The 25,603-nt window shown below is 44.5% G+C and carries 19 protein-coding genes; 12 read left to right on the top strand and 7 right to left on the bottom strand.

The features are described from left to right. Nucleotides 1-170: 170 nt before the first annotated feature. On the bottom strand, nt 171-2,525 hold the full coding sequence (locus tag WJM94_RS01135; RefSeq protein ID WP_444492404.1) for a helicase-related protein: 2,355 nt from the start codon (nt 2,523-2,525) through the stop codon (nt 171-173). A gap of 208 nt (nt 2,526-2,733) precedes the next feature. On the opposite strand from WJM94_RS01135, the gene WJM94_RS01130 reads away from it, so the two are divergent. The 3 genes from WJM94_RS01130 (at nt 2,734) to WJM94_RS01120 (ending at nt 6,898) form a co-directional block, all read left to right on the top strand. Continuing rightward, nucleotides 2,734-4,422, top strand: coding sequence for an NAD-dependent malic enzyme (locus tag WJM94_RS01130; protein ID WP_444492403.1), 1,689 nt, complete (start codon nt 2,734-2,736; stop codon nt 4,420-4,422). A gap of 164 nt (nt 4,423-4,586) precedes the next feature. Further along, on the top strand, nt 4,587-5,309 hold the full coding sequence (locus WJM94_RS01125) for a SanA/YdcF family protein (protein ID WP_444492402.1): 723 nt from the start codon (nt 4,587-4,589) through the stop codon (nt 5,307-5,309). Between the two features lie 218 nt (nt 5,310-5,527). Next, entirely contained in the window at nt 5,528-6,898 is a 1,371-nt protein-coding gene (locus WJM94_RS01120; RefSeq protein ID WP_444492401.1) for an SLC13 family permease, read from the top strand. 131 nt (nt 6,899-7,029) lie between these two features. On the opposite strand, the gene WJM94_RS01115 is transcribed toward WJM94_RS01120, so the two are convergent. Next, nucleotides 7,030-8,367 carry a GGDEF domain-containing protein gene (locus WJM94_RS01115; RefSeq protein ID WP_444492400.1) on the bottom strand — a complete coding sequence of 446 codons (1,338 nt, stop codon included), beginning with the start codon at nt 8,365-8,367 and terminating at the stop codon, nt 7,030-7,032. Between the two features lie 322 nt (nt 8,368-8,689). On the opposite strand from WJM94_RS01115, the gene WJM94_RS01110 reads away from it, so the two are divergent. After that, nucleotides 8,690-9,514, top strand: a complete 825-nt coding sequence (locus WJM94_RS01110) for a DUF2797 domain-containing protein (protein ID WP_444492399.1) — start codon at nt 8,690-8,692, stop codon at nt 9,512-9,514. A gap of 72 nt (nt 9,515-9,586) precedes the next feature. Here WJM94_RS01110 and WJM94_RS01105 read toward each other — a convergent pair whose 3' ends face one another. Both WJM94_RS01105 and WJM94_RS01100 read right to left on the bottom strand, forming a co-directional pair. After that, the gene (locus tag WJM94_RS01105; RefSeq protein WP_444492398.1) at nt 9,587-10,822 is read right to left on the bottom strand and encodes a cysteine desulfurase-like protein; all 1,236 of its coding nucleotides are present in this window, start codon (nt 10,820-10,822) and stop codon (nt 9,587-9,589) included. Continuing rightward, nucleotides 10,806-11,462, bottom strand: coding sequence for a 2OG-Fe dioxygenase family protein (locus tag WJM94_RS01100; protein WP_444492989.1), 657 nt, complete (start codon nt 11,460-11,462; stop codon nt 10,806-10,808). Before WJM94_RS01100 ends, WJM94_RS01105 begins: the two co-directional genes overlap by 17 nt. A gap of 356 nt (nt 11,463-11,818) precedes the next feature. Between WJM94_RS01100 and trxB the strand changes: the two genes are divergently transcribed. The 3 genes from trxB (at nt 11,819) to cydC (ending at nt 16,384) form a co-directional block, all read left to right on the top strand. After that, the gene (trxB, locus tag WJM94_RS01095; RefSeq protein WP_444492397.1) at nt 11,819-12,778 is read left to right on the top strand and encodes a thioredoxin-disulfide reductase; all 960 of its coding nucleotides are present in this window, start codon (nt 11,819-11,821) and stop codon (nt 12,776-12,778) included. A gap of 104 nt (nt 12,779-12,882) precedes the next feature. Next, the gene (gene cydD / locus WJM94_RS01090; RefSeq protein ID WP_444492396.1) at nt 12,883-14,670 is read left to right on the top strand and encodes a heme ABC transporter permease/ATP-binding protein CydD; all 1,788 of its coding nucleotides are present in this window, start codon (nt 12,883-12,885) and stop codon (nt 14,668-14,670) included. Next, a complete protein-coding gene (gene cydC / locus WJM94_RS01085; RefSeq protein WP_444492395.1) occupies nt 14,663-16,384 on the top strand; it encodes a heme ABC transporter ATP-binding protein/permease CydC in 1,722 nt (573 codons plus the stop codon). The genes cydD and cydC overlap by 8 nt, the downstream gene beginning before the upstream one ends. Nucleotides 16,385-16,486: 102 nt before the next feature. On the opposite strand, the gene serC is transcribed toward cydC, so the two are convergent. Both serC and WJM94_RS01075 read right to left on the bottom strand, forming a co-directional pair. Continuing rightward, a complete protein-coding gene (serC, locus tag WJM94_RS01080) occupies nt 16,487-17,590 on the bottom strand; it encodes a 3-phosphoserine/phosphohydroxythreonine transaminase (protein ID WP_444492394.1) in 1,104 nt (367 codons plus the stop codon). Between the two features lie 257 nt (nt 17,591-17,847). Next, the gene (locus WJM94_RS01075) at nt 17,848-19,113 is read right to left on the bottom strand and encodes a DUF945 family protein (RefSeq protein WP_444492393.1); all 1,266 of its coding nucleotides are present in this window, start codon (nt 19,111-19,113) and stop codon (nt 17,848-17,850) included. Nucleotides 19,114-19,299: 186 nt separating this feature from the next. Between WJM94_RS01075 and WJM94_RS01070 the strand changes: the two genes are divergently transcribed. The 3 genes from WJM94_RS01070 to WJM94_RS01060 all read left to right on the top strand — a co-directional run bounded on the left by WJM94_RS01070 (nt 19,300) and on the right by WJM94_RS01060 (nt 22,482). Beyond that, a complete protein-coding gene (locus WJM94_RS01070; RefSeq protein WP_444492392.1) occupies nt 19,300-21,240 on the top strand; it encodes an ATP-binding protein in 1,941 nt (646 codons plus the stop codon). Beyond that, a complete protein-coding gene (locus WJM94_RS01065) occupies nt 21,237-21,734 on the top strand; it encodes a response regulator (RefSeq protein ID WP_444492391.1) in 498 nt (165 codons plus the stop codon). Before WJM94_RS01070 ends, WJM94_RS01065 begins: the two co-directional genes overlap by 4 nt. A gap of 202 nt (nt 21,735-21,936) precedes the next feature. Then, nucleotides 21,937-22,482 carry a hypothetical protein gene (locus WJM94_RS01060; protein WP_444492390.1) on the top strand — a complete coding sequence of 182 codons (546 nt, stop codon included), beginning with the start codon at nt 21,937-21,939 and terminating at the stop codon, nt 22,480-22,482. A gap of 171 nt (nt 22,483-22,653) precedes the next feature. Here WJM94_RS01060 and WJM94_RS01055 read toward each other — a convergent pair whose 3' ends face one another. Next, entirely contained in the window at nt 22,654-23,241 is a 588-nt protein-coding gene (locus WJM94_RS01055) for a TfoX/Sxy family DNA transformation protein (RefSeq protein ID WP_444492389.1), read from the bottom strand. Between the two features lie 369 nt (nt 23,242-23,610). Between WJM94_RS01055 and WJM94_RS01050 the strand changes: the two genes are divergently transcribed. Beyond that, nucleotides 23,611-24,531, top strand: coding sequence for an HDOD domain-containing protein (locus tag WJM94_RS01050; RefSeq protein WP_444492388.1), 921 nt, complete (start codon nt 23,611-23,613; stop codon nt 24,529-24,531). A gap of 110 nt (nt 24,532-24,641) precedes the next feature. Continuing rightward, nucleotides 24,642-25,547 carry a lysine exporter LysO family protein gene (locus tag WJM94_RS01045; protein ID WP_444492387.1) on the top strand — a complete coding sequence of 302 codons (906 nt, stop codon included), beginning with the start codon at nt 24,642-24,644 and terminating at the stop codon, nt 25,545-25,547. Nucleotides 25,548-25,603: the final 56 nt, after the last annotated feature.

Raw genomic sequence — 25,603 nt, 5'->3', positions numbered from 1 at the left:
TATTAAAACCAGCCTCGTAACAAGTAATGTACAGCTTTGCTATATACGCAACCAATTGATTAATATTTCGAAAGTAAAATAAATACGAACACAAACGTTCAATAAATGAATACCAAACAAACACTCATTCACAACAACAATAACACCAGCTCAATTGGGTATGAAACTCACTATTTCACATCAATAACGCGACTGGCTTTTTTGTATTGCACTTTCCAACCTGACCACCGAGGCAGCTCCCATCGCTTTGGTTCGCCTTTTCGATTACCTTCGCTATAAATCACGTGAATGAGCTTGCGGGTAGCAAAGTACTCGACATCCAGCTTGAGCTCAGCCAGAAATAACTTCAGCGGGTATTTTTCTGCAAACTCTTCATATTCCCACTCAGGGATCCCGTCGAAAGGTAAGTCATCTGCCTCAAACAGCTCAATATCAGAAACAGATTCCACTCCCAGTGTTTGAAGTTGCTCAGTTAACCAACCTGAAAACGTAAGTGACTCCGTTACGCTAAGATCGGCAGTTTGCTGATTAAGCCCGAGCGCGTTATACAATTTCCAATGTTGGATCTGCTGTTTTCGTAACGAGGCGAAGCCAGGCATTAAACTTTCGTTTTCAATCATTTCGATAATCGGCTGTATGGCGACGTCACCTTGAAGCTCTTTATATTCAGTCACCACAGTACGACCGGCGTACACCAAATTCATGGTTGCTCGTGGAGCCTCTTCATCGTAACTGGTATCGCCTTGTTGCCACTCGCCCAGATTAAGCTCATCGAAGAACGCTAATGGGATCGGCATCATTACTGACGCGAGATTTAGTGTCTGCTTTACTCCCCTGCCCGGTACACTATGACTGTCTAACACGATGGCCGCTTCTTCTTTCTCAGGGAAGCGACTGTTACGTCCAACCACCATTTCCATACTGCCATTACCCAACGCCTCTCTGCGGCGCTCTCTACGCACAAACACTAACTCTGGATGAAGGGCAGCAATCGCTTTGCTCAATGCCTCACGTTTGTATCTGGATGCAACGTCCAGTTGAGGTAGCTCAAACAACTCACGCATTTGCTTCGCGAGCCCTTGTGCTTCTTCCAGAACCCCAAAATCTACGCTCACACCGGACAATTGTTCTCCGCGAACCAAACGAATCAGTAACGAAGCATCACACCCGACCGGCTCTTCTAGTGCCAAAGCTTCTGCCGCTTCACCACTTTGCAATTGATATAACTGAGCCGGAACTGAAAGCGCTGCGGCTAAGTCGATCATGGCTTCTCTTTCTGGTCTGGTTTGGATACGGGTAACCAGATCAGCGAACAGAGCATCAATAGGCAATGGATATACTTTTTTGCCGTGTTCAGTGATGTTTCCTCTAGCATCGATGGCACCCATCGCTAGTAAGGTTTCAAAAGCCAAACTGAGCGATTTTTCTGGGATAATGTCCAAAAAGGCCAATTCTGATAGTCGGTGTCCACAGCAGGCTGCCGCTAACATAGGTTCCACTAACTCTTCTCTGTGAAGCTCTGGCGGCGTTACCAACTCTAAAGGTGCATGTTCACCATATAACCGGATACATGTTCCTTCAGCTACTCGACCAGCACGCCCCATACGTTGGGAGGCACTGGCTTTAGAAATATTAGAGAGTGTCAAAGCAGTGCGCCCATTGCGCTGTATTGTTCGCCGCTCCAAGCCACTATCAATGACCACTCGGATATTTGGGATTGTTAAAGATGTCTCGGCAACGTTGGTCGCAAGCACGATTTTGCGCTGTTTTTGAATCGTCAATGCACGATGTCGCTCGTCATCACTCACGGAGGCATGAAGTTTTACCACCAGCACATCATCTAACTTTTGCAGCATCTGGGCACATTGAGTGATCTCTTTACGACCCGGCAAAAATACGAGTATATCGCCCTCTTCGTCTTCTAAGGCTTCATTCACCGCCCGCACAACGTCATTTTCACAGCCTTTTTTATTAGGCAGGTAACGGCTATCAATGCTTCGGTGTGTCACCGTGACCGGAAAGCAGCGCCCTTCTGAACGCAAACGCTCGGCCTCCAAATAACGAGCTAGCTTTTCTCCCTCTAACGTGGCAGAAGTAACGATCAGTCGATGTTGGTTTTCTTGTTTTAAAAGAGAGGTGATAAGATCAATGTCCCAACGGCGTTCGTGATATTCGTCAACCATCACGATGTCAAAGTTCGCCAGCTTATCTTCTGCGAACCATCGCAGTGCCACACCTGGTGTCACAAATACCACTTCTGTGTTCTCATCGAAATACGCATGGAGCTTGATCGCATACCCGATTTTTCCACCGATTGGAGACCCCGACTGCTCCGCTAGATACTCGGCTAATGAAGTACAAGCGATTCGACGTGGTTCGATGACTAAAACGCGTCCGTGTTGTGCCGCCCAAAGAGGTAAGCGAGTCGACTTACCCGATCCGGTTTCCGCTTCGACCACCAGATGACTGCGCTTCAAATGCAGGTCAAACTCGGCTTTTAGGCTATCGATAGGTAGTTGTGACATAAGAGTTGGATGTTGAATTGATGATGTCGAGCATTATACCCAAGTAAAAAGTTCCTGCTTTCATTGCTCTTGTTTTGATGGCGATATTTCCATCGGTCGTTAAGTTTTTTTACGACATTACTTTGATGTGTATCAACGAATGTTTACAACCAATCGCTGAAACCGTTACTATTTGCGGCGCACTCTTCAATCCTACATAAGGCACCCAATGAACAACGATAAACGCCCACTATATATTTCATATGCGGGCCCAGCCCTCTTAGCGACCCCTCTTTTGAACAAAGGCAGTTCATTCTCTGCTGAAGAACGTAGTTCATTCAACTTAGAAGGCCTGCTACCTGAAGCCACTGAAACCATTCAAGAGCAAGTAGAACGTGCTTACCAGCAATACAAAGGCTTCGAAAGTGACATGGATAAGCACATTTATCTGCGTAACATTCAAGATACTAATGAAACCCTGTTCTACCGTTTAGTACAAAACCACATCACTGAGATGATGCCGATCATTTACACGCCAACCGTTGGTGCGGCATGTGAAAACTTCTCGAATATCTACCGTCGCGGTCGTGGTCTTTTCATTTCTTACCCTAACCGTGATCGTATTGACGACTTGCTTAATAATGCAGCAAACCACAACGTAAAAGTGATCGTGGTAACTGACGGTGAGCGTATTCTTGGCTTGGGTGACCAAGGTATCGGCGGCATGGGCATCCCTATCGGTAAGCTATCTCTTTACACTGCTTGTGGTGGTATCAGCCCGGCATACACGCTACCAATCGTATTGGATGTAGGTACTAACAATCCGCAGCGTTTAGCAGACCCAATGTATATGGGTTGGCGTCATCCTCGTATCACTGGTCCAGAGTACGATGCATTTGTGGAAGAATTCATTCAAGCAGTACAACGCCGCTGGCCTGATGCATTAATTCAGTTTGAAGATTTTGCGCAGAAGAATGCCATGCCTCTTCTAGAACGTTACAAGAACCGCATTTGCTGCTTCAATGATGACATCCAGGGCACTGCAGCCGTAACCGTTGGTTCACTGCTTGCTGCATGTAAAGCAGCGGGTACGCAACTTTCTCAGCAACGCATCACCTTCTTGGGTGCAGGCTCTGCAGGTTGTGGTATTGCTGAAGCAATCATTGCTCAGATGGTATCGGAAGGTATTTCTGATAAGCAGGCACGCTCGCAAGTTTACATGGTTGACCGCTGGGGTCTGCTACAAGAAGGCATGCCTAACCTACTTGATTTCCAACAGCGCTTAGTACAAAAGCATGACAATACTAAAGAATGGGAAACCGAAGGCAATGGCTTCTCGCTACTGGATGTCATGCGTCATGCGAAACCAACGGTACTTGTTGGCGTATCGGGTGCCCCTGGCTTATTTAGCCAAGAAGTGATCGAAGAGATGCACAAACACTGTAAGCGTCCAATCGTGTTCCCTCTATCCAACCCAACTAGCCGAGTAGAAGCAACACCACGTGATATCATTCGCTGGACAAACGGAGAAGCACTGGTCGCGACAGGCAGCCCGTTCGATCCAGTGGTTCACGAAGGCAAAACCTACCCTATTGCTCAATGTAACAACAGCTACATCTTCCCGGGTATTGGCCTGGGTGTGCTAGCCGTTAACGCAAAACGAGTGACAGATGAAATGCTTATGGAATCAAGTCGCGCGCTGGCAACTTGCTCTCCTCTTGCTATCAATGGTCGCGGTGCACTTTTACCGCCACTAGAAGAAATTCACTTAGTGTCAAAGAAAATTGCGTTTGCAGTAGCGAAAAAAGCCATCGAACAGGGTGTCGCGCTGGAAATCACTGATGAAGCGCTTAATGATGCGATTGACCAAGCATTCTGGCAGCCGGTTTATCGCCGCTACAAACGAACAGCGTTCTAAAATTTAATCCATTTGCATAATAATTAGCCCCTACTCGATAGGGGCTTTTGTTTTTTAAGCGTTTTTTTATCATCCTGACCATATTTTGGCACAAATGGACTTCTCTCTTTTTGGTGCTATCAGATATGATGAGGCATACACTTTAAAAAAGGATAAAAATCGTTTTGTTGTTTTCTCGTATGAAGTCAAAGTGGATGCTTAAATTTTCATGGAAGCGACTTGCTTTGATTTTGTCGATCGCTGTACTTGGCCTGCTTGTTTCTGTTATTGCCATCGACCGATGGGTGGTGCTGCAAGCCAAAGAGAACATTTTTACTGACTACGAAAACATACCGCAGCATGAGGTTGCCGTAGTGCTTGGTACCAGTAAATACATTGGAAAGACTCTTAACACCTATTACACCCATCGTATCAATGCGGCGATTGAGCTTTACAACCAAGGCAAAGTAAACCAGTTTCTATTAAGTGGCGACAACGCCCATCGTTCTTACAATGAACCTTGGACGATGAAACGCGATTTACTCAAAGCGGGAGTACCAGAAGAGTTCATTCACCTCGATTACGCTGGATTTAGAACCTTAGACTCTATCGTACGAGCAAAAAAAATCTTTGCTTCAGAGCGTTTTCTTATCGTGACGCAGCGATTCCACTGTGAACGGGCGCTGTTTATCGCACACGCTTACCACATCGACGCACAATGCCTCGCGGTCGCTGGCCCGGTCACACAACAACAGCAAGCGTCAATGCGTATGCGCGAACTACTCGCTCGCGTAAAAGCGTTTCTAGACCTATACATTATCGACACACAACCTAAGTTCCTTGGTCCACAAGAGCCAATCATTGCGGTAAAAGAGCCTATCGAGCCAAGACAGGTTCCGGTCGAGTAGTCATTTACTCAAGCTTTTAGCTTTAATAACATTTCTGTAAAGACAATGGGTAGCATTCTACCCATTTCGAATTCTCAACATCACATTTTCTTATTTGCTCTCCGATTCAGGCCAAAATCTCTTGTTCATTCCTAGTAACATTTAATCAATAAAAAATACAAGTCAGTTACTTTGCCATAAAAAACCGACAAAAAGGCACTGAATAAGGAGCATACCCCATGACCGCACTCGCTGTGACACTGAAGAATTGGTTCTTCACTCGCAACAGCATGATTTTGAATGCAAATATCCTGCTGTTCATTATTTTGCTTAATACCCTACCATTTGAGCCTCAAGTAGTAACCGGCATCAGCATCTTAGTTTTTGTTGCAATTTTGTGGCTCACAGAAGCAATTCACGTAAGTATTACCGCTTTGCTAATACCAATGCTTGCTGTGTTTTTGGGTGTATTCAACACACAAACTGCACTCAACAACTTCTCTAACTCAATCATCTTTTTGTTCTTAGGCGGCTTTGCCTTAGCTGCAGCGTTGCACAAACAGAAGCTGGACCAAGCCATTGCAGATAAAGTGTTGATTCTGGCTCGTGGTAAAATGTCGGTCGCCGTCTTCATGCTATTTGGTGTGAGTGCTGGACTTTCAATGTGGATCTCCAATACAGCGACGACAGCTATGATGTTACCTCTGGTACTCGGGGTAATGAGCAAACTTGATGGAAGCAAAAGCCATCGCACGTTTTTGTTTGTGCTGCTTGGTATCGCTTACAGCGCGTCTATCGGTGGTATTGCGACTCTGGTCGGTAGCCCACCAAACGCCATTGCAGCAGCAGAAGTTGGACTAAGCTTCACCGAATGGATGGAATTAGGCTTACCTATCTCAATAATTTTGATGCCGGTAGCCATCCTGATTCTTTACGTCATGACTAAGCCAGACTTAAGCCACAAGTTCGAACTTGACCATCAACCTGTTGAGTGGACAAACAGCAAGATGATCACGCTCGCGATTTTCTTACTGACGGTAACGCTTTGGATTTTCAGTACGCCAATCAATAACATGATAGGTGGATTTGCAAAATTTGATACGCTGGTAGCGATCGGGGCGATTCTTCTACTAGGCGCATCTCGCGCGGTGGAATGGAAAGACATTGAGAAAACCACGGACTGGGGTGTACTAATTCTTTTCGGTGGCGGCATCTGTTTAAGCAACGTACTTAAAGATACGGGTACCAGTGTTTTCTTAGCTCAGAGCTTATCTTACTTTCTCGAACAAGCCGGTGTCCTTCTAACCATTCTTGCCGTGGTTACCTTTGTAGTATTCTTAACCGAATTTGCAAGTAATACCGCAAGTGCTGCACTGTTGGTACCTGTATTCGCAACGATTGCTGAAGCGCTGGGATTGTCACCTGTCATTCTTTCTGCATTGATTGCCGTTGCAGCATCTTGTGCCTTTATGTTGCCAGTAGCGACACCACCAAACGCAATAGTATTTGGTACAGGTCACATCCAACAAAAAGAGATGATGCGCATTGGGTTTGTTTTGAATATTGCGTGTATTGGTGTACTTACTCTGTTCGCTTGGATCTTCTGGTAAAAAAGACACGTTCGATTAGCACTACACTGCTGTACGTTGTATTCACGTTTTCCCTAGTACGATTTACAGCAGTCCCCCCCTACAGGTGGCCAACGGCCACCTTTTTTCCTTTTTGACATAGCAACTAGCGATCAAGCTTGTTTAACTTCGAAGCGTAACACTCCGTAATTCACTTCTACCCGATTTCGCCCCGCACGTTTGGCTGAGTAAAGCACTTCATCTGCTCTCGCCATTGTTTCGCTTATCCGTTCATTCTGCATTTGAGCTACTCCGATACTACATGTCATAGGTTCACCATGAACCCATAAATGATTGCCTATGCTCTTACGAATAAACTCCGCCTTCGTAACCGCCTCGACCAGACGGGTATCGGGACAAAATACAACAAACTCTTCACCCCCCCAGCGCACCAATCTATCATCTGATTCCAGTAGGCTTGCCGTTACCATGACAAATTCGCGCAGAATATCGTCACCCATTTGATGACCAAACTTGTCGTTTACCGCCTTAAATTTATCTAAGTCCAAATAAAGGATACTTAACGAACTCTGTCCATGACACACCCTTCGTGACTCCTCCTCTAACCAGTGGTGTACTGCGTGTCGGTTCATCGCTCCCGTTAGCGCATCACGATGAGCAAGTTCTGCGAATTCATAATTCTGTGCGCGAAGTGTACCGTTTACTTTTTCCAGGTGGCGATGACGCTTCTTGGCTATCTCGTAAGCGACTCTGTTTTTACGCAATTCGTGTAAAGTGAAGGCCAAACCTAACGCCATCCAGGAAAACAGCAGAACAAAAAGCAACGTTTCGCGCGCGAGATACTCACCTTCAAACTCAATCTGATCGATAATGAGCTTATGTTTACCGAGCCCAGTCGCTGAACCAGTGGCGATATCTATACGAGTGATATTAGTAAATTCAGGTGCAGAATGTTCAATTGCTACTTTGTTGTCAGCTAACCACCAAGTCATGACCTGCAGGTTTTTAATCGGAATTTCTATCGTTCCATTAAAATTTAACGGAGAAAACTGCATGCCATTGTATTTAGTAGTGTACTCGTCATCCGGATTTGAATACTCAGGATTGTAGTTTCTCAGATACAGTCTTAGCTCTTTATTGGGATTTTCTTTATCACCAGCTAGTTCGTAATCTATCTTCAATCGAATGGTGTGATAAGTAGACAAGTCGATGCCTTTTGTCGCTTTAATAACATCTGTGAAGACAGAGATTCCGCAATATGGCCATGCATACGAGCTTTCCTTTATCTCGCAATTTAAGGTAAGCCTTTGATTATCAAAGTTCAACTCCGCTTCACTTAAGCCTCCTGCAATTGCATCTTTTGTCGCAGAGATGTTGAACTTATCTGGCGTAATAACAAGCTTGCGTGTATCTCCCAATACGCTATAAAGTGCAACCAAACTAATGGTGAAAATCGAAAGCGCAAAAACTAATTTGTGTATCCTCTTCATGGGCACATTAACCTGAATTCTTTATTAAGATGTAATGACGAACAGTATCTGTTACATAAAGCAAAAGTTATCCATCCTGAAATGAACACACTTTTGTCAATATTCTTACTTTCGATACATCTTACCTCTAAAGCAAACGTGATCCTGCTTCAAAATTGTAGGAATCTCTTCCCTCAAACCGAATTGCGAAGCACTTCACGCCGCAGTAAGAAACTGTAATTACAGGAAAAGTATTTTTAATTCAGAACAACTCTCGCATATTCCCTGCCCCTCAATCGGCATTCGGTATATACTGTGCAAAAACACACTAATGAGTAATGTCATGTCATTAATTGCATCAGGCACGCTAAACAAGATGCGCGCCTCTCTGGACGGTGCTGTCAGCTACCGTTTGCCTGTCGGTGATGAAGAAATCGATCTTTCTCCGTTTTTAGGTAAAACATTAACACTCACCCACACTGGCAATATTTTCTGCTGTTCTTGCGGTAAGAAAACTAAGAAGAGTTACTCTCAAGGTCACTGTTTTGTCTGCATGAAAAAGCTGGCAAGTTGCGATATGTGCATCATGAAACCTGAGACCTGTCACTACGACCAAGGTACTTGCCGTGAGCCACAATGGGGCGAAGAGAATTGTATGGTGGATCATTTTGTTTATCTATCAAACACATCAAGCCTGAAAGTTGGTATCACCCGTCATACACAAATCCCGACACGCTGGATTGACCAAGGTGCTACACAGGGTTTACCAATCTTCAAAGTGAAAACTCGTCATATCTCTGGTTTGATTGAAGTAGAACTGGCAAAACATATTGCTGATAAAACCAACTGGCGAACGTTACTTAAGGGTGATGGAGAGCCGATTGCACTTCAGGACAGATTTGAAGAACTGCTTCCTTTGGTTGAAGATAAAATTGCCGAAATCAAACAACAATACGGTGTTGACGCAATTGAAGTGTTAAGTGAGAGCATTACTGATCTTAGCTACCCAGTTCAACAGCACCCTACTAAGATTACCTCCCATAACTTCGATAAGAACCCTGTGGTGACGGGTATCCTGCAAGGCATTAAAGGTCAGTACCTAATCTTCGATACTGGCGTGATAAACGTACGTAAGTTCACCTCTTATGAGGTCGAGGTCAGCGCATAATAACTGACGGCCTTTATATACAAAAAAGCTCGAGCATTAAGCTCGAGCTTTTTGTTTTGCTATTTGGGTTTGCTAAGCATCAAGGATGCTTTCAATCACATCAAATAACATATCGACTTCTTCAAGCGTGTTGTAATGCATACAGCCAATTCGTACAACCCCCCCCTTATCATCCAATCCTAGCTGACGGACTAAGCCCAATGCGTAAAAATGGCCGTTCCAGACACAAATATTGTGCTCACCCAATGTCTTGGCAATAAACTCTGGCGAATATTTATCGAACGTCAAAGCAAATGTAGGAGTACGAAGTTGAGTATCTGCCTTATCAATACCATACAGACGTACACCAGCTAGCAGATCCACTCGCTGCAGAAAGCGCTCACTAAGACTCTGTTCATGCTGAGTGTATGCTGCATAGCTTTGTACGAGTCTCTCACGGAGAGGCAAACCTTCTTCACCATACTGCGCAAGGTATTCAATCGCGGCTGTCAATCCCGCCAGTCCTTCAAAACTTTGCGTACCCGTTTCAAATCGACCTGGACCGATATTCGTCGCAGGCTCGACTTTATATGGACGAAGACTGTGTAACCATTGATCTGCAATGTATGCAATACCCACATGTGGCCCGAAGAATTTGTAAGCAGAACATGCTAAGAAATCACATCCTAACGCCTGCACATCCACTAAATGGTGCGGCGCGTAATGCACTGCATCCACATAGACCTGAGCTCCGACTTGATGAGCCATTTCTACGACTTGTTTTATATCGACAATCGAACCTGTGGTGTTTGAAGCGTAAGTGACAGCGACCAAACGTGTTTTGTCAGAAAGCAGGCTTTGTAGATGTTCAAGATCTAACGTGCAATCATCTTCTTTAATACGAACCTGATGAACTACCGCCCCTTTATCTTCAGCAGCCTGTTGCCAGCTCGACACGTTTGAATAATGGTCCAGAGCCGAAACGATAATTTCGTCGCCCTTTTGCCATTCACGGCTGATTGCACGGCTTAGCTGGAACGTAAGCGAGGTCATGTTTGCACCAAACACAATGTTGCCAGAAGATGGCGCATTTAATAGTGCTTGAGCTGACTCGCGCGCGCTTTGCATCACGTCGACTGTAGTTTGGCTGGAGAAGTAATGCCCGCCTAAGTTGGAATTAAAGTACCCGAGGTAACCTACCATAGCATCAAGAACAGATTGAGGTACCTGCGAACCACCCGGTCCGTCAAAAAAGGTAACAGGCTTATCATTGTGATACTGCGATAACGCCGGAAACTGCTGTCTGATCTGATTAAGATTGAAGTTCATTACGTTTATCCGTCGCTGTTAGAACAAATACATCCATATGACCAGCTTGGTCATCAATTACAGAGCGAATGGGACAAGCGTTGTGCCACAGCTTGCTGTCTGCCAGAATCGCCACTTCACCGTTTTCTAGCACCTTGCGGAAAAATGGCGCTTGGTTATGACTGCTGTACAACATGATATCGCCACCAATGATGTTATGGCGACCAACGCCAACCATCGCAATATGATCAAAGCCGTCTTGATGCACACCCTCTGGTGCAACTTGAGTTTCATTTTCTAAAGCAGTGATACGGATTTGGTGAATTTCGATTTCTTGACCATTGACTAAGTGATTAGCGTTGACAAACAACTCGCACATTTCTCGAAAGCCATCGCTGTTTAGAATGTTCTTTTCGATGGGTTCGAACTGACGGATGACATCACCTTGGAATCGGTTGATATCCGAAGACTGTACAAAGCTGTTTTTGTTCAAGTCGATGACTTGTCCGTTTTCAAAACGCACCACAGAGTAACGTCTCAAACGGTATTGGCCATCCGCATGCTCTGTATGAGGTAGCGTTTCGAAAGATGGTGAAAGTTGCTCAATTGCTGCCATGCTGAGCTGGGTTAAATGCAGTGTATTCTCGCGTGAATGTAACATCATTTGCTCCTTGAATGAGGCACATTTAATTAACATTTAATTTACACGATAGATTACGCAAATATTCTGCAATTACCAGCTTATGACGTTGATAGCTTCAACAAAATGAGAAAAACACGATAAACAACCATAACAAGCAGACAAAGTAGCTCCATATTTCAAATTTTAACTTTAGCAACATTTGAAACTAGATATCTCTACTGGCAACAGAATTTTGTGCTGTAATGAAAACCATCGCCCCTCAAGGTAAGTTCTATTCTATAACCAATTATTAGATCTCAATCCTTGTTTATGCTTTTAAAGCTATAAGAATTTCCATACAATCGTTAGAAATGTTCAGCCCTTTTGGAGCCATAATGAGCGACGTAAAACATTGTAAACTATTAATTCTCGGTTCAGGTCCTGCTGGGTACACCGCTGCAGTATACGCTGCTCGTGCCAATCTTAACCCAGTGCTTGTAACGGGTATGCAACAAGGTGGTCAGTTGACCACAACGACAGAAGTCGAAAACTGGCCAGGCGATGCAGAAGGCTTAACTGGCCCAGCTTTGATGGATCGCATGAAAGAGCATGCAGAACGCTTTGAAACAGAAATCGTGTTCGACCACATCAATGAAGTTGAATTATCTCAGCGCCCTTTCCGCCTTAAAGGCGACTCTGGCGAGTACACTTGTGATGCATTGATCATCTCAACAGGTGCGTCAGCAAAATACCTAGGTCTCGATTCTGAAGAAGCCTTCAAAGGCCGCGGCGTTTCTGCTTGTGCTACTTGTGATGGTTTCTTTTACCGTAACCAGAAGGTTGCCGTTGTTGGTGGTGGTAACACTGCCGTTGAAGAAGCACTCTACCTTTCAAACATCGCGTCTGAAGTTCACCTAATCCACCGTCGTGATTCATTCCGCGCGGAGAAGATTCTTGTTAATCGCCTGATGGATAAAGTGGAAAACGGTAACATCGTTCTTCATACTGATCGCACACTTGATGAAGTGCTAGGCGATGACATGGGTGTGACTGGCGTTCGTGTTAAAGATGTAAATACTGGTGCAACAGAAAATATCGAAGTAATGGGCGCATTTATTGCGATTGGCCACCAGCCAAACACTCAAATCTTCGAAGGCCAGCTTGATATGAAAGACGGCTACATCATCGTTAAATCAGGCCTTGAAGGAAACGCGACTCAAACCAGTATTGAAGGCGTATTCGCAGCAGGTGATGTGATGGATCATAACTACCGTCAAGCCATCACCTCAGCAGGCACAGGTTGTATGGCAGCTCTGGATGCAGAACGCTTCCTTGATGCTCTTAATGACAAATAACTTTCCACATTTGTGTCATATCCTTAAAGCCCAGCGGTATTCCCGCTGGGTTTTCTTTTGTATACTATCGCCTCATTAAAACAATTATCATTAAGCCTTCATAAATGGATAAGAAAAAGCATAGCAGCTTGAATAAGTGGCTTAAGCAACAAAGTAAGTTAGCCAAGCGCTGGCTTATGATTGCGATCGGCCTGGGCGTACTTTCAAGCGTGTTTTTATTGGCTCAAGCAGCCCTGCTCGCCTCCATTCTTCACCAATTGATCATCGAACAAGTCGACAAAAGTGAACTCATTTGGCACTTTGTGGGTTTGGGTGGAACCGTAATCGGCCGTGCAGCTTGTACTTGGGGCCGTGAAATCGCGGGTTATCGATGCGGCGAACAAATACGAGTCTATATTCGTCAACTTATCTTGGATAAAGTTCACAAGTTAGGGCCAGCTTATATTAAAGGGAAACCTGCAGGTAGTTGGGCGACGCTAATTTTAGAACAAGTAGAAGATATGCAAGATTTCTTCTCACGCTATCTTCCTCAGATGTCACTATCGGTATTGATCCCTTTCATTATTCTGATTGTCGTGTTCCCGGTTAACTGGGCAGCTGGTTTGATCTTCTTGGTCACCGCTCCTCTGGTTCCGATTTTTATGGCATTAGTGGGCAAAAAAGCAGCTGAAGCGAACCGTAAAAACTTCAAAGCTATGCAGCGCTTATCTGGTCACTTCTATGACCGTTTGCAAGCGATGACAACGATTCGCCTATTTGATCGAACCAAGTCTGAAACAGAAACGCTTAAAGGCGCATCTGAAGTTTTTCGTACTCGTACCATGGACGTGCTGAAAATTGCGTTCCTTTCTTCTGCGGTTTTAGAGTTCTTCACTTCAATTTCAATCGCGATAACCGCGGTTTACTTCGGTTTCAGCTACATTGGTGAGCTCAACTTCGGCTACTACGGTACAGGTGTCACTCTGTTCGCGGGCTTGTTCATTCTTATCCTTGCGCCAGAGTTTTATCAGCCTCTGCGCGACTTAGGTACTTACTATCACGCGAAACAACAAGCGGTTGGTGCGGCAGAGAGTATTGTCGAGTTTCTGGAGCTAGACGTTGACCAAGTCAAAGACGGCAACCAAACTCTCGACCAAGACGCATCCATTCAGATTGAAGCTAATGATCTCGTCATCTTTAGCCCGGAAGGGAAAAAGCTTGCAGGGCCCCTGTCTTTTTCACTAGAAGCAAACCAGAGTACCGCTCTTGTTGGCCCTAGTGGTGCGGGTAAAACCAGTCTGGTGAATACGATTCTGGGCTTTATGCCGTACCAAGGCAGTTTGAAAATAAACGGCTGCGAGTTGTCACAACTTGATCTCGCGTCATGGCGTGGGAGCATTAGTTGGATTGGTCAAAACCCAATGTTGCTTCACGGCAGCATTCGTGACAACGTCATCCTAGGTAAGCACAATGTTCAAGACGATGCAGTCAACACTGTTTTGAAAGACTCTCACGCCGCAGAGTTTGTTGAAATGCACGGTCTGGATTATCCAATATCCGACCGATCCGGTGGTTTATCTGTCGGTCAGGCACAACGTCTGGCTCTTTCTCGAGCGATGTTGCAAAGCGGTCGTTTTTGGTTGTTAGATGAACCCACAGCTAGTCTGGACGCTCGCAGTGAAAGACTAGTAATGGAAGGTATCGGTAAATACACCCAATCGACCACGAATTTGATGATCACTCACCAACTTGCTCCGCTGAAAAACGTCTCGCAGATCTTAGTCATGCAAGACGGTCAGATTGTACAGAGTGGCGACTACACTACTCTCGCATCTCAGGATGGTCTATTCAAAGACATGTTAGCGGCTAACTTAGCACAACAAGACTCAGACAAGGGGAACTTAGATGCGTGATTTACTCCCTTATCTAAAACTGTACAAAAAGCATTGGTTTGGTTTGTCACTAGGCATGCTGTTAGCGTTCCTTACGCTTGCAGCCTCTATCGGACTATTAACGCTTTCTGGTTGGTTTATTTCGGCCGCTTCCGTTGCTGGCTTGACCATTGCTCGCGAGACCTTTAACTACATGCTACCGGGCGCAGGTGTTCGTGGTTCCGCTATGGCACGTACTGCCGGTCGCTGGGGTGAGCGTGTGGTCAGTCACAATGCAACCTTTAAACTACTAACCGATTTACGTATTTTCTTCTTCGAGAAGCTTACTCCGCTGATCCCGGGCAGAGTTTCTAACATGCGTGACGCCGACGTACTTAACCGCTTGGTGGCCGATGTGGATGCGATGGATCACGTATACCTGCGCCTTATCAGCCCGGTGATCATTGGTATATTCGGTATCCTGAGTTTAACCGTGGTGCTGGCTTTCTTTGACTGGCACTTAGCACTGTTACTAGGCTCAGTTCTCACCGTAATGCTACTGGTATGGCCGGTACTGTTCTACAAACTAGGCAAAAGCAACGGTGCACAACTGACTCACCGTAAAGCGGAACTGCGCATCGCAACGCTTGACTGGCTGCAGGGCTATAGCGAACTTAGTATCTTTGGGGCGGAAGAACGTTACCGCAACTTGATTTTAGAGAAGCAAAAGCAGCTTCTTTCCAATCAATTTGTCAATGCCAATCTAACCGGATTGGCATCAGGGCTACTGATGTTGGTTAATGGTCTGACGCTAGTAATGATGTTGTGGTTCGCCGCAGATGGCGTGGGAGGACGGACTCCGGATCCTTGGATTGCGCTCTTTGCGTTCGCAACCATGGCAAGCTTCGAGATCCTGATGCCTATCGCTGGTGCATTCCAGTATTTAGGCCAGACGCTGACTTCTGCTCGCCGCCTGAATGAAGTCATCCTGGCAAAACCTGACGTGATTTTCCCGTCACAATCTAGCCGTGACAACAAACCGTTAGATATTGAATTTGATAAGATCAACTTCGCCTACCCAGACGGTCAGCAGAAAGTGCTGAAAGATTTATCTTTGTCACTTCCTCTTGGCTCAAGAACCGCGATTGTTGGTCAAACCGGATCGGGTAAATCAACGTTGATCCAACTGTTATGCCGCTACTGGGACGTTAATCAGGGCGAAGTTCGCATCGGTGGAGCAGCTCTGCAAAATTGGAGTGAGTCAGATCTGCGCGCAGCAATTACTGTTGTAAGCCAACGTGTCGATGTTCTGAACGGTACACTGCGAGATAACTTACTCATGGCAGCACCTGATGCCACTGACGAGCAGCTGGCCGATATTTTAACCAAGGTCGATCTTGGCGGTCTGCTAGAAGAACCCGGCTTAAGCGCGTGGTTAGGCGATGGCGGCCGTCAGTTGTCTGGCGGTGAAAAACGCCGTATTGGTATTGCACGCGCATTATTACGTGATGCGCCGATCCTTCTTTTGGATGAACCAACCGAAGGCCTTGATAAACGCACAGAACAAAAAGTGATGGGTTTATTCAATCAGCATTTTGCCAACAAGACGGTCATCTTCATTACTCACCGACTCATTGAGCTGGAGAGTATGGATAATATCTGCCTGATGGAGCAAGGTGAAATCATTGAGCAAGGCAACCACCAAGCACTGCTCGCAAAACAAGGCCGCTACTATCAGTTGTTGCAGTCTCTATAGAGATAAAAGATACACAAAGGGCTCATCTAATAATGAGCCCTTTCTATTTAAACAAAAGCGCCGCAAGTGCGACGCTTTGAAGTCGTTCTGTATGTTTACAGATTACGCGTATTTTTCTTCGAACTCTTTCATAAAGTCTACAAGCGCCTGGACACCCTCTAGTGTCATCGCATTGTAGATTGATGCACGCATGCCACCTACAGCACGGTGACCTTTAAGAGACTTAAGCCCTTTAGCATCGGCAAGTTCAAGGAAAGTGCTATCAAGTTCTGGTTTCGCTAGCTGGAATGGTACGTTCATTAGTGAACGGTTCGCTTCGTGAATACCGTTACGGTAGAAATCCGATTGATCAATGAAATCGTAAAGCAGTTTCGCTTTAGCTCGGTTAACTTTCTCGATGCTCTTAACGCCGCCTTCTGCTTTTAGCCATTTGAAAACAAGGCCAGACAGGTACCAAGCAAAAGTTGGTGGTGTGTTAAACATCGATTCTTTTTCAGCAAGAACGGTGTAATCCAAAATACTTGGCAATGCTTGCTTAGCCACACCAAGTAAGTCATCGCGAACGATTACAATAGAAATACCTGATGGACCAATATTTTTCTGCGCACCTGCGTAAATCACACCATATTTAGAAACGTCGATTTCACGTGACAGAATGGTTGAAGACATATCAGCAACAATTGGCTTGTCAGTCACAGGCAGATCATTGATCTCGATACCATCGATGGTTTCGTTTGGACAGAAGTGCACATATGCTGCATCTGGAGAAATTTTCCACTCGCTTGCCGGTAGCACAGCCAGTTTGCCATCAATTTCTGTTTTCGCATCAAATACATCTGGTTCACAGTATTTTTTCGCTTCTTCAACGGCACTGTCTGCCCAGTAACCGCCGTCGATGTACGTTGCTGTTTCTGCTTCACCTAAAAGGTTTAGCGGAACAGCTGCGAACTGTGCACGAGCACCACCTTGGCAAAATAGCACTTTGTAATTATCTGGGATATTCAATAGGTCACGCAGGTCTTGCTCAGCTTCTTCAGCAACTTTGATGAACTCCTTACTTCGGTGACTGATTTCCATCACTGAAGTACCCAGACCTTGCCAGTCCAATAGTTCTTTTTGTGCTTGTTGCATAACTGCTTTCGGCAGACCTGCTGGTCCTGCGCTGAAGTTAAATACGTTGGCCGTATTTTGTTCCATGATGCTCATTGCTCCTGCTAAGTAAATATGTCGAAATTAATGTACCTAAACAATCTTGATATGCGTGGCTCAGAGAGACTTGCTTGACTATGAACACAGTGACTAATTTGCCGAGTTCAAAACCATGAACAACGATCTGATTCCCTCATCTTGATATATGTTGGGTATATCACGTTTTTGCGGCGATAAAAACAAGAAAAGAGGTCCTACGACCTCTTTTTAAACTGAAAACGCCAAATAGGCTTATCTCATGAATAATCGTTGTTCTAATTTTGCATCAGAGCGGGCATTAATAACGCAATCAACGGAAACTCGTGGCCGTTTTCGAACTTTAATTTCCCGTCGCCAATTTGCGCTTTAAGTTGGTAACCACCTTCAACTTTTTCGATTAATTCCATGATTAACAACTCATCTATCCCTTCTTTGATAAACGGATAATGCTCCACTAATTCATCTGAGAAGTATGTGCTCAGAGTACCGTTGGTCACAGTCATCAGTTTCATAGGATTTTGTGTAATGTTCTCTGTTCCTTGAGGGATAGACAATTGCCATTCGTTATGAAACTTTCCTTCACCGAATGCGAGTGACAGTTCGTTCACTGACAAGCTAAACCCCTTGCTAAACAGAGTGTCAACGTGTGGTAGCAGGTCAGATACTTCTTGCTCACTCAACGTCGGTGAACTTTGATAAATCGACATTATCTGATCGAACGACTGACTATCCACATTTGCAATCGAAAAATCTAACTTAAAATTGTCGACATCCGTGCCGTCCGTCAGGCGCATTTTTTGTGCCGCGAGATTAAACTTACTGTTCAGTTTCTCGCCTGCGTCATCTGCAGCAGTATTTCCACTATAGGTAGCACGATCAATTAAAAATACTGGTGTCATCTTCGAATCAACGACATCCAGTTTCTCTAATGAAAACACCTGCTCGCCTAACCAATAACCTTTAACTTGCTTCCCTTTACCCTGACCGACTAAGCCCTTCAAATGCAGTTCATCACCATTGACAAAATCCGCCTGAACATAAGGAACGGAAACCTGATAATTAAGGTCACCCAAGACCGTTACATTGCCTGAGATTTGAGCAGGACTGGTCGACACCGAAATACCCTCAGCTTCATTCCGGTAATGCCAACTATCTAGATCGAACGTAAACGCCTTATTGCCATTAAGTTGAATCTCACTGTGCATAGTAAGTGGCAAAAAGTCTCTTTCCACTAACTTTGAATCAGAGGTAAGGCTTGTCAAGCCGTGGCTTACGTCGCTCGTAACGTCAAATGTCGTAGGAATGTTATCACGGGATAGCTGCGCCTTAAGCCCAGGGTCAACGACCGTATAACGTGTTAAGACTACCGACGAGAGGTAGCCTCGCTGGTACTCAATTACCTCTCCTTTAACCATTTCGTCGTTCATATTAGCGATGCCATCTTCAATGATGGACTGACCAATTTGACCAACCGCAAGTGGCCAACAAAGCGCTAGTGAGATAGCACCACCGATGGCGCCAAGTTTTTTAAGATTCTGCATAACGTCACTTTTCAGGGATTTACGTTCAGTCTAACCCAAACCCTCATTAGATAAAACATTGAGATAAATCAGACTATTGTTGCTTAGTCTAGCCCATTAATCAGGAATCATACTCAGCTCCCACTCACTAAATCATTTTATTGATAAAGTTTAGCTGGCTAAGTTTTAATCGGAGCTCAAACACCCGTGAATCGTTACGCTGTACTGTGTCTCGACAATAACCCAATTAGTGCTGAACAGTTCAGATTGGAGCTGTCTGCTTTTTCTAGCAAGTTTGATATTCTTTCCGTCGAATCCATAGAAGAAGCGCACAGTGCGCTTGAGTATCTTGAAGAGCAAGAACAGACCGTCGCCTTAGTCATCGCGAGCCACCATACTCACTTTAATGGGGTGGATTTTTTGATTGGCCTTGATAAAAAGCCGCATACAGAACTCGCTCGGAAAATTCTTATCAGCTGCTCCTCTGATATCGACGCCATTCTTACAGCGGTTAATGAAGGCCGCCTAGACCACTGCCTCACAAAGCCTCTACCCGATAAGGTGCTCTACAATACTGTTCTTAAAGAACTGACCCAGTTCATATTGCGTAATTGCCATGAAGACTTGCTCGGTTATAGTCAGGTATTAGATCAGCATAAATTGCTACGCGCACATATTGAAAATCAGATGCAAAAGTATCAGGCAGGTTTTCTATATGATTATCACTCTATGTCTGATACCGAACTGGCTGAACAAGTCATTACTGCTTTACAGCTGTTTTTCAAAGACAGCGATGATACCCATGCCTGTCGAACCTATTCACCAGAGCATCTATTGACTGTTGAAGGCGAACCAAACAACTTTTTATGGTTTATTACCAGTGGAGATGTCGCCCTATATAAGAGAGATGAACAAGGAGCGCAACGAGAAGTAGTACGTTACACAAAAGGTAACATCGTTGGCAGTATGTCGTTTGTCACTGGTGAGAACTCTTTTTCTACCGCTCTGACGCTAACGAAAACCGAAGTGATCAAACTCGATCGCCAAGTGTTTTACAAAGTGATGCAAAATGACTCTAATCTCTTACCTCTGTTTACTAACTTATTGCTTCGCCACTTTAATCGCCGCCTACAACGCAGCATCAAAACCAAGTTGCAACTGCAAAAAACATTGGAATCCCTAGAGTCGGCACATCAACAATTAATCGAACGAGAAAAAATGGCCATGCTCGGTCAACTCGTTGCAGGTGTCGCCCACGAACTCAACAATCCTATCGCTGCGATTTTAAGAGGTGTAGAAAATCTTACTTATACGCTTGAAGGATTGCTCACCCAACTCCCTGCCCCGGAAGTTCAGGCCAAGGGCGTACAATTGTTGACTCAAGCGCAAACGGCGAAACCTGCGTCCACTGCTGAACTTAGAATGCGAGTCAGAGAACTTAACCACACCTTGCCCGATCGCACGTTAGCAAAGAAAGTCGTTAATCTCGGATTAGAAGCTGACCATGAGTTGGTCACTCAGTTAGTAAAAAGAACAGACAGTGCCGCGCACACACTAAGTTCGCTTGAACAATACCACAAAGCAGGCGCTTCTCTGCGTTCTATCAATGTTTGCGCTGCCCGCATTGCAGACATGGTAAAAAGTCTCAAAGGTTACGCTCGTTCCGACGATGAGAGTTCGCATCACGCAGATATCCACGAAGGGATCGAAGACACGCTCGTTATCTTCGAAAACAAATTAAAAATGCATCAGGTCTCAACCGATTATGCCCAGTTGCCTCGGATACTTTGTCAGCCGATCGCATTACAACAGGTATGGACTAACCTCATTTCAAACGCCATTGATGCGTTCCCGGAAAAAGGAATATTAAAAATCCAAACAAGGCTGGTGGAAAAAGATCATAAAAACTTTGCTGTTATCTCATTCGAAGATAACGGATGTGGTATCCCAGAAACACAAAAGAACGCCATTTTTGAACTGAATTTTACGACGAAAAAAGTAGGTAATTTTGGCTTAGGTATCGGACTTTCAATCTGCCAACAAATCGTCACAGCTCATAACGGATGGATTGAGGTTGAATCGGAACTCAACAATTACACTCGTATGACAGTCTGGTTACCGGTCATCGAAGAAGGAGATGAAACATGACTAAATATCTGATTTTATGTGTCGATGACGAAAGAGAAGTCTTGGATAGTGTATTACAAGACCTGGCCCCATTCGAAGACCACTTCATTCTCGAAGGCGCTGAGTCCGTCACAGAGGCAAGGCAAGTTATCGAAGATATGGCAGAAGATGAAGTTAAGCTCGCGCTCATTTTATGTGATCACATTATGCCGGAACAAACTGGTATCAGCTTTCTGATCGAATTGAGCCAAGATGTTGAAACTAGAGGCGCACGCAAAGTTTTGCTCACGGGGCAGGCAGGATTAGAAGACACCGTAGAAGCTATTAATCACGATAGTTTGGATTACTACATCGCAAAACCATGGAAAGGCGAAGAATTGAGACAGGCGATTACTTCTCAACTCACTTCTTTTGTGATTGAACACGATGACAACTTGTTATCTTGGACGACCGTTCTTGACTCCGAAGCAATATTGAACGCAATGGCCGAACGAAGAGCGAGTTTTGGCGAATAGCCTAAACTCGCCGAAATCTAATGCTTGTTAGTGATTGGTGCATTTTTTGCCTAAACCTGAAAACAATTAAGTTAATTGACAGAATATCGACACATTTATGTTGGTCGTAGACCTTTCTTTTTATTATGATGTCGGACAAATCAGATTACGGTTCAAGTGCTTGCTTGAATCCACGGAAAATAAACAAGGTTTATCGTTAGTTATGCGTAAGACACTATTAGCCACCGTTCTATTGTTAGCATCAAGCCATGCCCTAGCTGCAAACGGCAATACGCCTGCAACTATGAGCAACTTCAGCTACGACTACTTCGAAGCACGTATCGGCGCAAGTCCTGTGACATTTGGTGCCGGAGTGAGCAAGTCGATTCACCCTAATGCTCACGTTGTTGCTCGTATCGATTCTGAATTTGATAGCGATTTTGACTCAGCAATGGGTTTCGGTTTCCACTCTCCGCTAAACAACTGGGCTGACCTAACGGGTGAAATGCTAATGCGTGTTGTGCAGCCAGAACATTCGAGCAGCACAGACGTTGGTATGGAACTAAACCTTGGCGTTCGTCAATGGTTAGGCCCTCAATTAGAAGTAGGCGGTAAGGTTGGCTACGTTTCTATTGATGATAACGATGACTGGATGGGCGCTGCTTATGCACGCTTCCACTCTACTGAATTATTCTCTCTAGGCGCAGAAGCACGTATCAACGACTTCTACGGTGATCAAATCATGTTCACCACGCGCTTCAAGTTCTAATTAGCGTCAAATTAAAAAAACCGAGGCCATCGCCTCGGTTTTTTGTAGGTTATAATGACTAGCTCAAATCAAGTGGTCAAAAACCTTAACAACCCTTTCCACTTTCAACACTTAGTTTGGCGACTCGCTAACTCTATAAAAACGACTCAACCATCGTGTTAATAGTGAAGCTTATTCGCACAGTGAAAGTAACTGCTTTTTACGCGGTTCTTGGATGAGTTTCCAGTGTATTCCATCTATCGCACCAGCAAACTTCCACAGTAACTTAACATCTACGTCGTTACCGTACGTCTGCCTCACTTTATTGAAAACTTCCACAGGACCAAGTTCTATAAATGCTTCTACGTCATCAACACCGGCTTTCTTCACCATACGTTCAAGCGTAAGTTGCATGTTAGGTAGATCTCTCAGGCGTCTGCTCGCTGAAGATTTTTGGTATTTTCGTTCCTTAATAGAGTAGTCAATTGACTTCTGCAACAGCCCATCTAAACCAGAAAAGCCGGATTCAAACAGATCTGTCACATCATAATAGTTAACGGTAGCCGTCGTCTGCTTCTTGACGTGCTTATATTTCTCACAATTCAGGTGAATCAGTTCTTCGTCTAATCCGTTACCACCACGCAAATAGCAGCAGCCGTTGCTAACAAGAGCAAACATGGCATCATCGCAAAATAAACCGATGCCACCAAACATGGAACGTTTCTGATATTGACTAAAATTGCGTACGTATTTAAAAAAAGCTTGGTCTGTCATGTCCATTGACCTCTTTAATCTGAATAAATTACCCCGATTAGCGATGTCACCAGATAAACAGCAGCTTATAGCGAATTCAAAATGTCGATTTGTTGGCGATATATTTGTGAGTTGTGCTCACCAACTTGCCTAATCATACTTAACGACGAAAAATAAGTTAGGACATATGTCACAGATAAAAAAGTATAATTCCCCTATATGTGATTGATTTCACGGTTATACTTCCTTCAGCGGTATTTTTTTGACACAAGTATAGCTAAAAACAGCAAAACATCATGATCCACTTGGCAAATGCGCACACTATATAAGCATTCCATTGATAATGCTCATCATGTAAGGGTACACTGTACCAAAGATTATAAAAACAACGTCACAATGGAACACCTATCATTTTTTTGGCTACCAAATAACAAAGATAAGCTTTTAAAAGCGCTAGAGTCAGAGTTCGCACAGCTGGTAGAGCAGTCGATTACTATCGGAAAAATATCCCTTCCCCCGATACCTGATGTCGTGCTCAAAATTCAGCAACTGTGTCAGGAAGAGAACACAACTATCGTCGATGTGGCAAATTGTCTGTTAGAAGATCCTGGGCTAGCAGCGGTTGTGGTTCGAGTGGCAAACTCGGTAATTTTTAATCGCAGAAACATCACTTGTAACGATTTATCAACTGCAGTTTCTAGATTAGGTATTTGCCGCGTACGAGACATTGTTACTGCTCAGACGATAGAGCAACTTAAGCACTCACTGAACTTAACTAAAGATTGTAACGAGATTATGGTGAAAAGTGCGGCTGTATCTCGTGAACTCGGTGCGGTCATGGTGTTAATAGTGCAAGAGTTCCGTAACCATGACCCCGTTACATATGGTCATTTGGAGCAAGAAAAAGCGCTGTTAGTTGGCTTACTAGCGGACATTGGTTTGTTCTGCCTCATCAACGAATACAACATGTACCTCGAAAGAGGCAACTACCTAGACCCCGATATTGCATTACAAATATTCCAGACCCGTTGTTCGGCAACAAGTAAACTGGTCCTAGAGCGTTGGGGGTTTGACAACGACTACCGAGAAGTTTCTTCTAACCAAAAATATCAGGCGACTCGTCCAGAAGTCAGTTATTTAGACATCGCCAGGATTGCCAATCACTTATTAATGTTCCGCAATAAAGATGAACGCATCGTTGAACATGAAGTGGAGTTCAATCTAACTGGCGCAGAAATACTGTATGACCTCAGCAATATGAGTGATGCAGATTTCCGAGAGAAAATGCATACCGTGTTAAGTGCCAGTGGCTTGTAAACCTTATTTTTAATCAAACATTATCCACGATAAACGAATCACTTCAGGTTAAGTGATGCGTTATCTGTGGCAATTCTTAGGCTTATCTCACAAAGGAATCATTGAGTTTTATGTTCTCAGGGATGTTATTCATTTTTGCCCCATTGGTCGTCGGGTATCTAATTCCTATTTCTCGCGCTTCTATACTTGAGAAAATTAATCAGTCTACGTCGTACCTCGTCTACGTCATTCTGTCTCTCATGGGGCTGAGCTTGGCCGCTCTGGATAATCTGAGCAGCAATTTACAGAGCATTCTGCTTTATGCGAGCACTTTCTTCATTTGCTTGAGTGTATGTAACCTACTGGCACTACCTGTTGTCGATAAAATTATTCCTCTCAAAACCGATCAAAGCCACAGTAAGTTGCCTCTTTCCTCGATGGCTTTAGAATCCGCAAAACTGATTCTCGTCGTTGGTGGTGGACTGGTGGTGGGTCTCATTCTGCCTATTGACTTATCATGGGTGGACACCGCGAGTGAATGGATACTCTTCCTCTTGTTATTCTTTATCGGCATCCAACTACGAAACAGTGGTCTGACACTGAGACAAATTTTGTTGAATAAACAAGGTATGGCCATATCCGCAGTCATCATCGCGACTTGTATGCTCGGTGGTATCATCGCCTCGTTTATTTTGGATCTGCCTCTTTACCAGGCATTGGCAATGGCATCTGGATTTGGCTGGTACTCACTAGCCGGTATTTTGATGGGAGATGCATTTGGCCCAGTATTCGGCGGAGCCTCTTTCCTGATAGAACTTATGCGTGAATTGGTCGCCTTAGTTGCTATCCCACTATTCATTCGCCGTTATCCATGTACCGCAATTGGCTATGCTGGCGCTACAGCGATGGACTTTACTTTGCCGGTAATTCAAACAACCGGAGGGGTACGCTGCGTACCCGTCGCCATTGTTAGTGGATTTATTTTGAGCTTGCTCGTGCCTGTTATGATGCTTTTCTTTGTATCACTTGCTAGCTAGATCTCAGGATTTATGTTTAACATCCATTACAATATCGCAAAAATTTAAAAACCTAG

Origin of the sequence: Vibrio sp. YIC-376 (assembly GCF_052353105.1) — a bacterium.
Lineage (GTDB): Bacteria > Pseudomonadota > Gammaproteobacteria > Enterobacterales > Vibrionaceae > Vibrio.
This window is presented reverse-complemented; position numbering and strand designations above follow the sequence as displayed.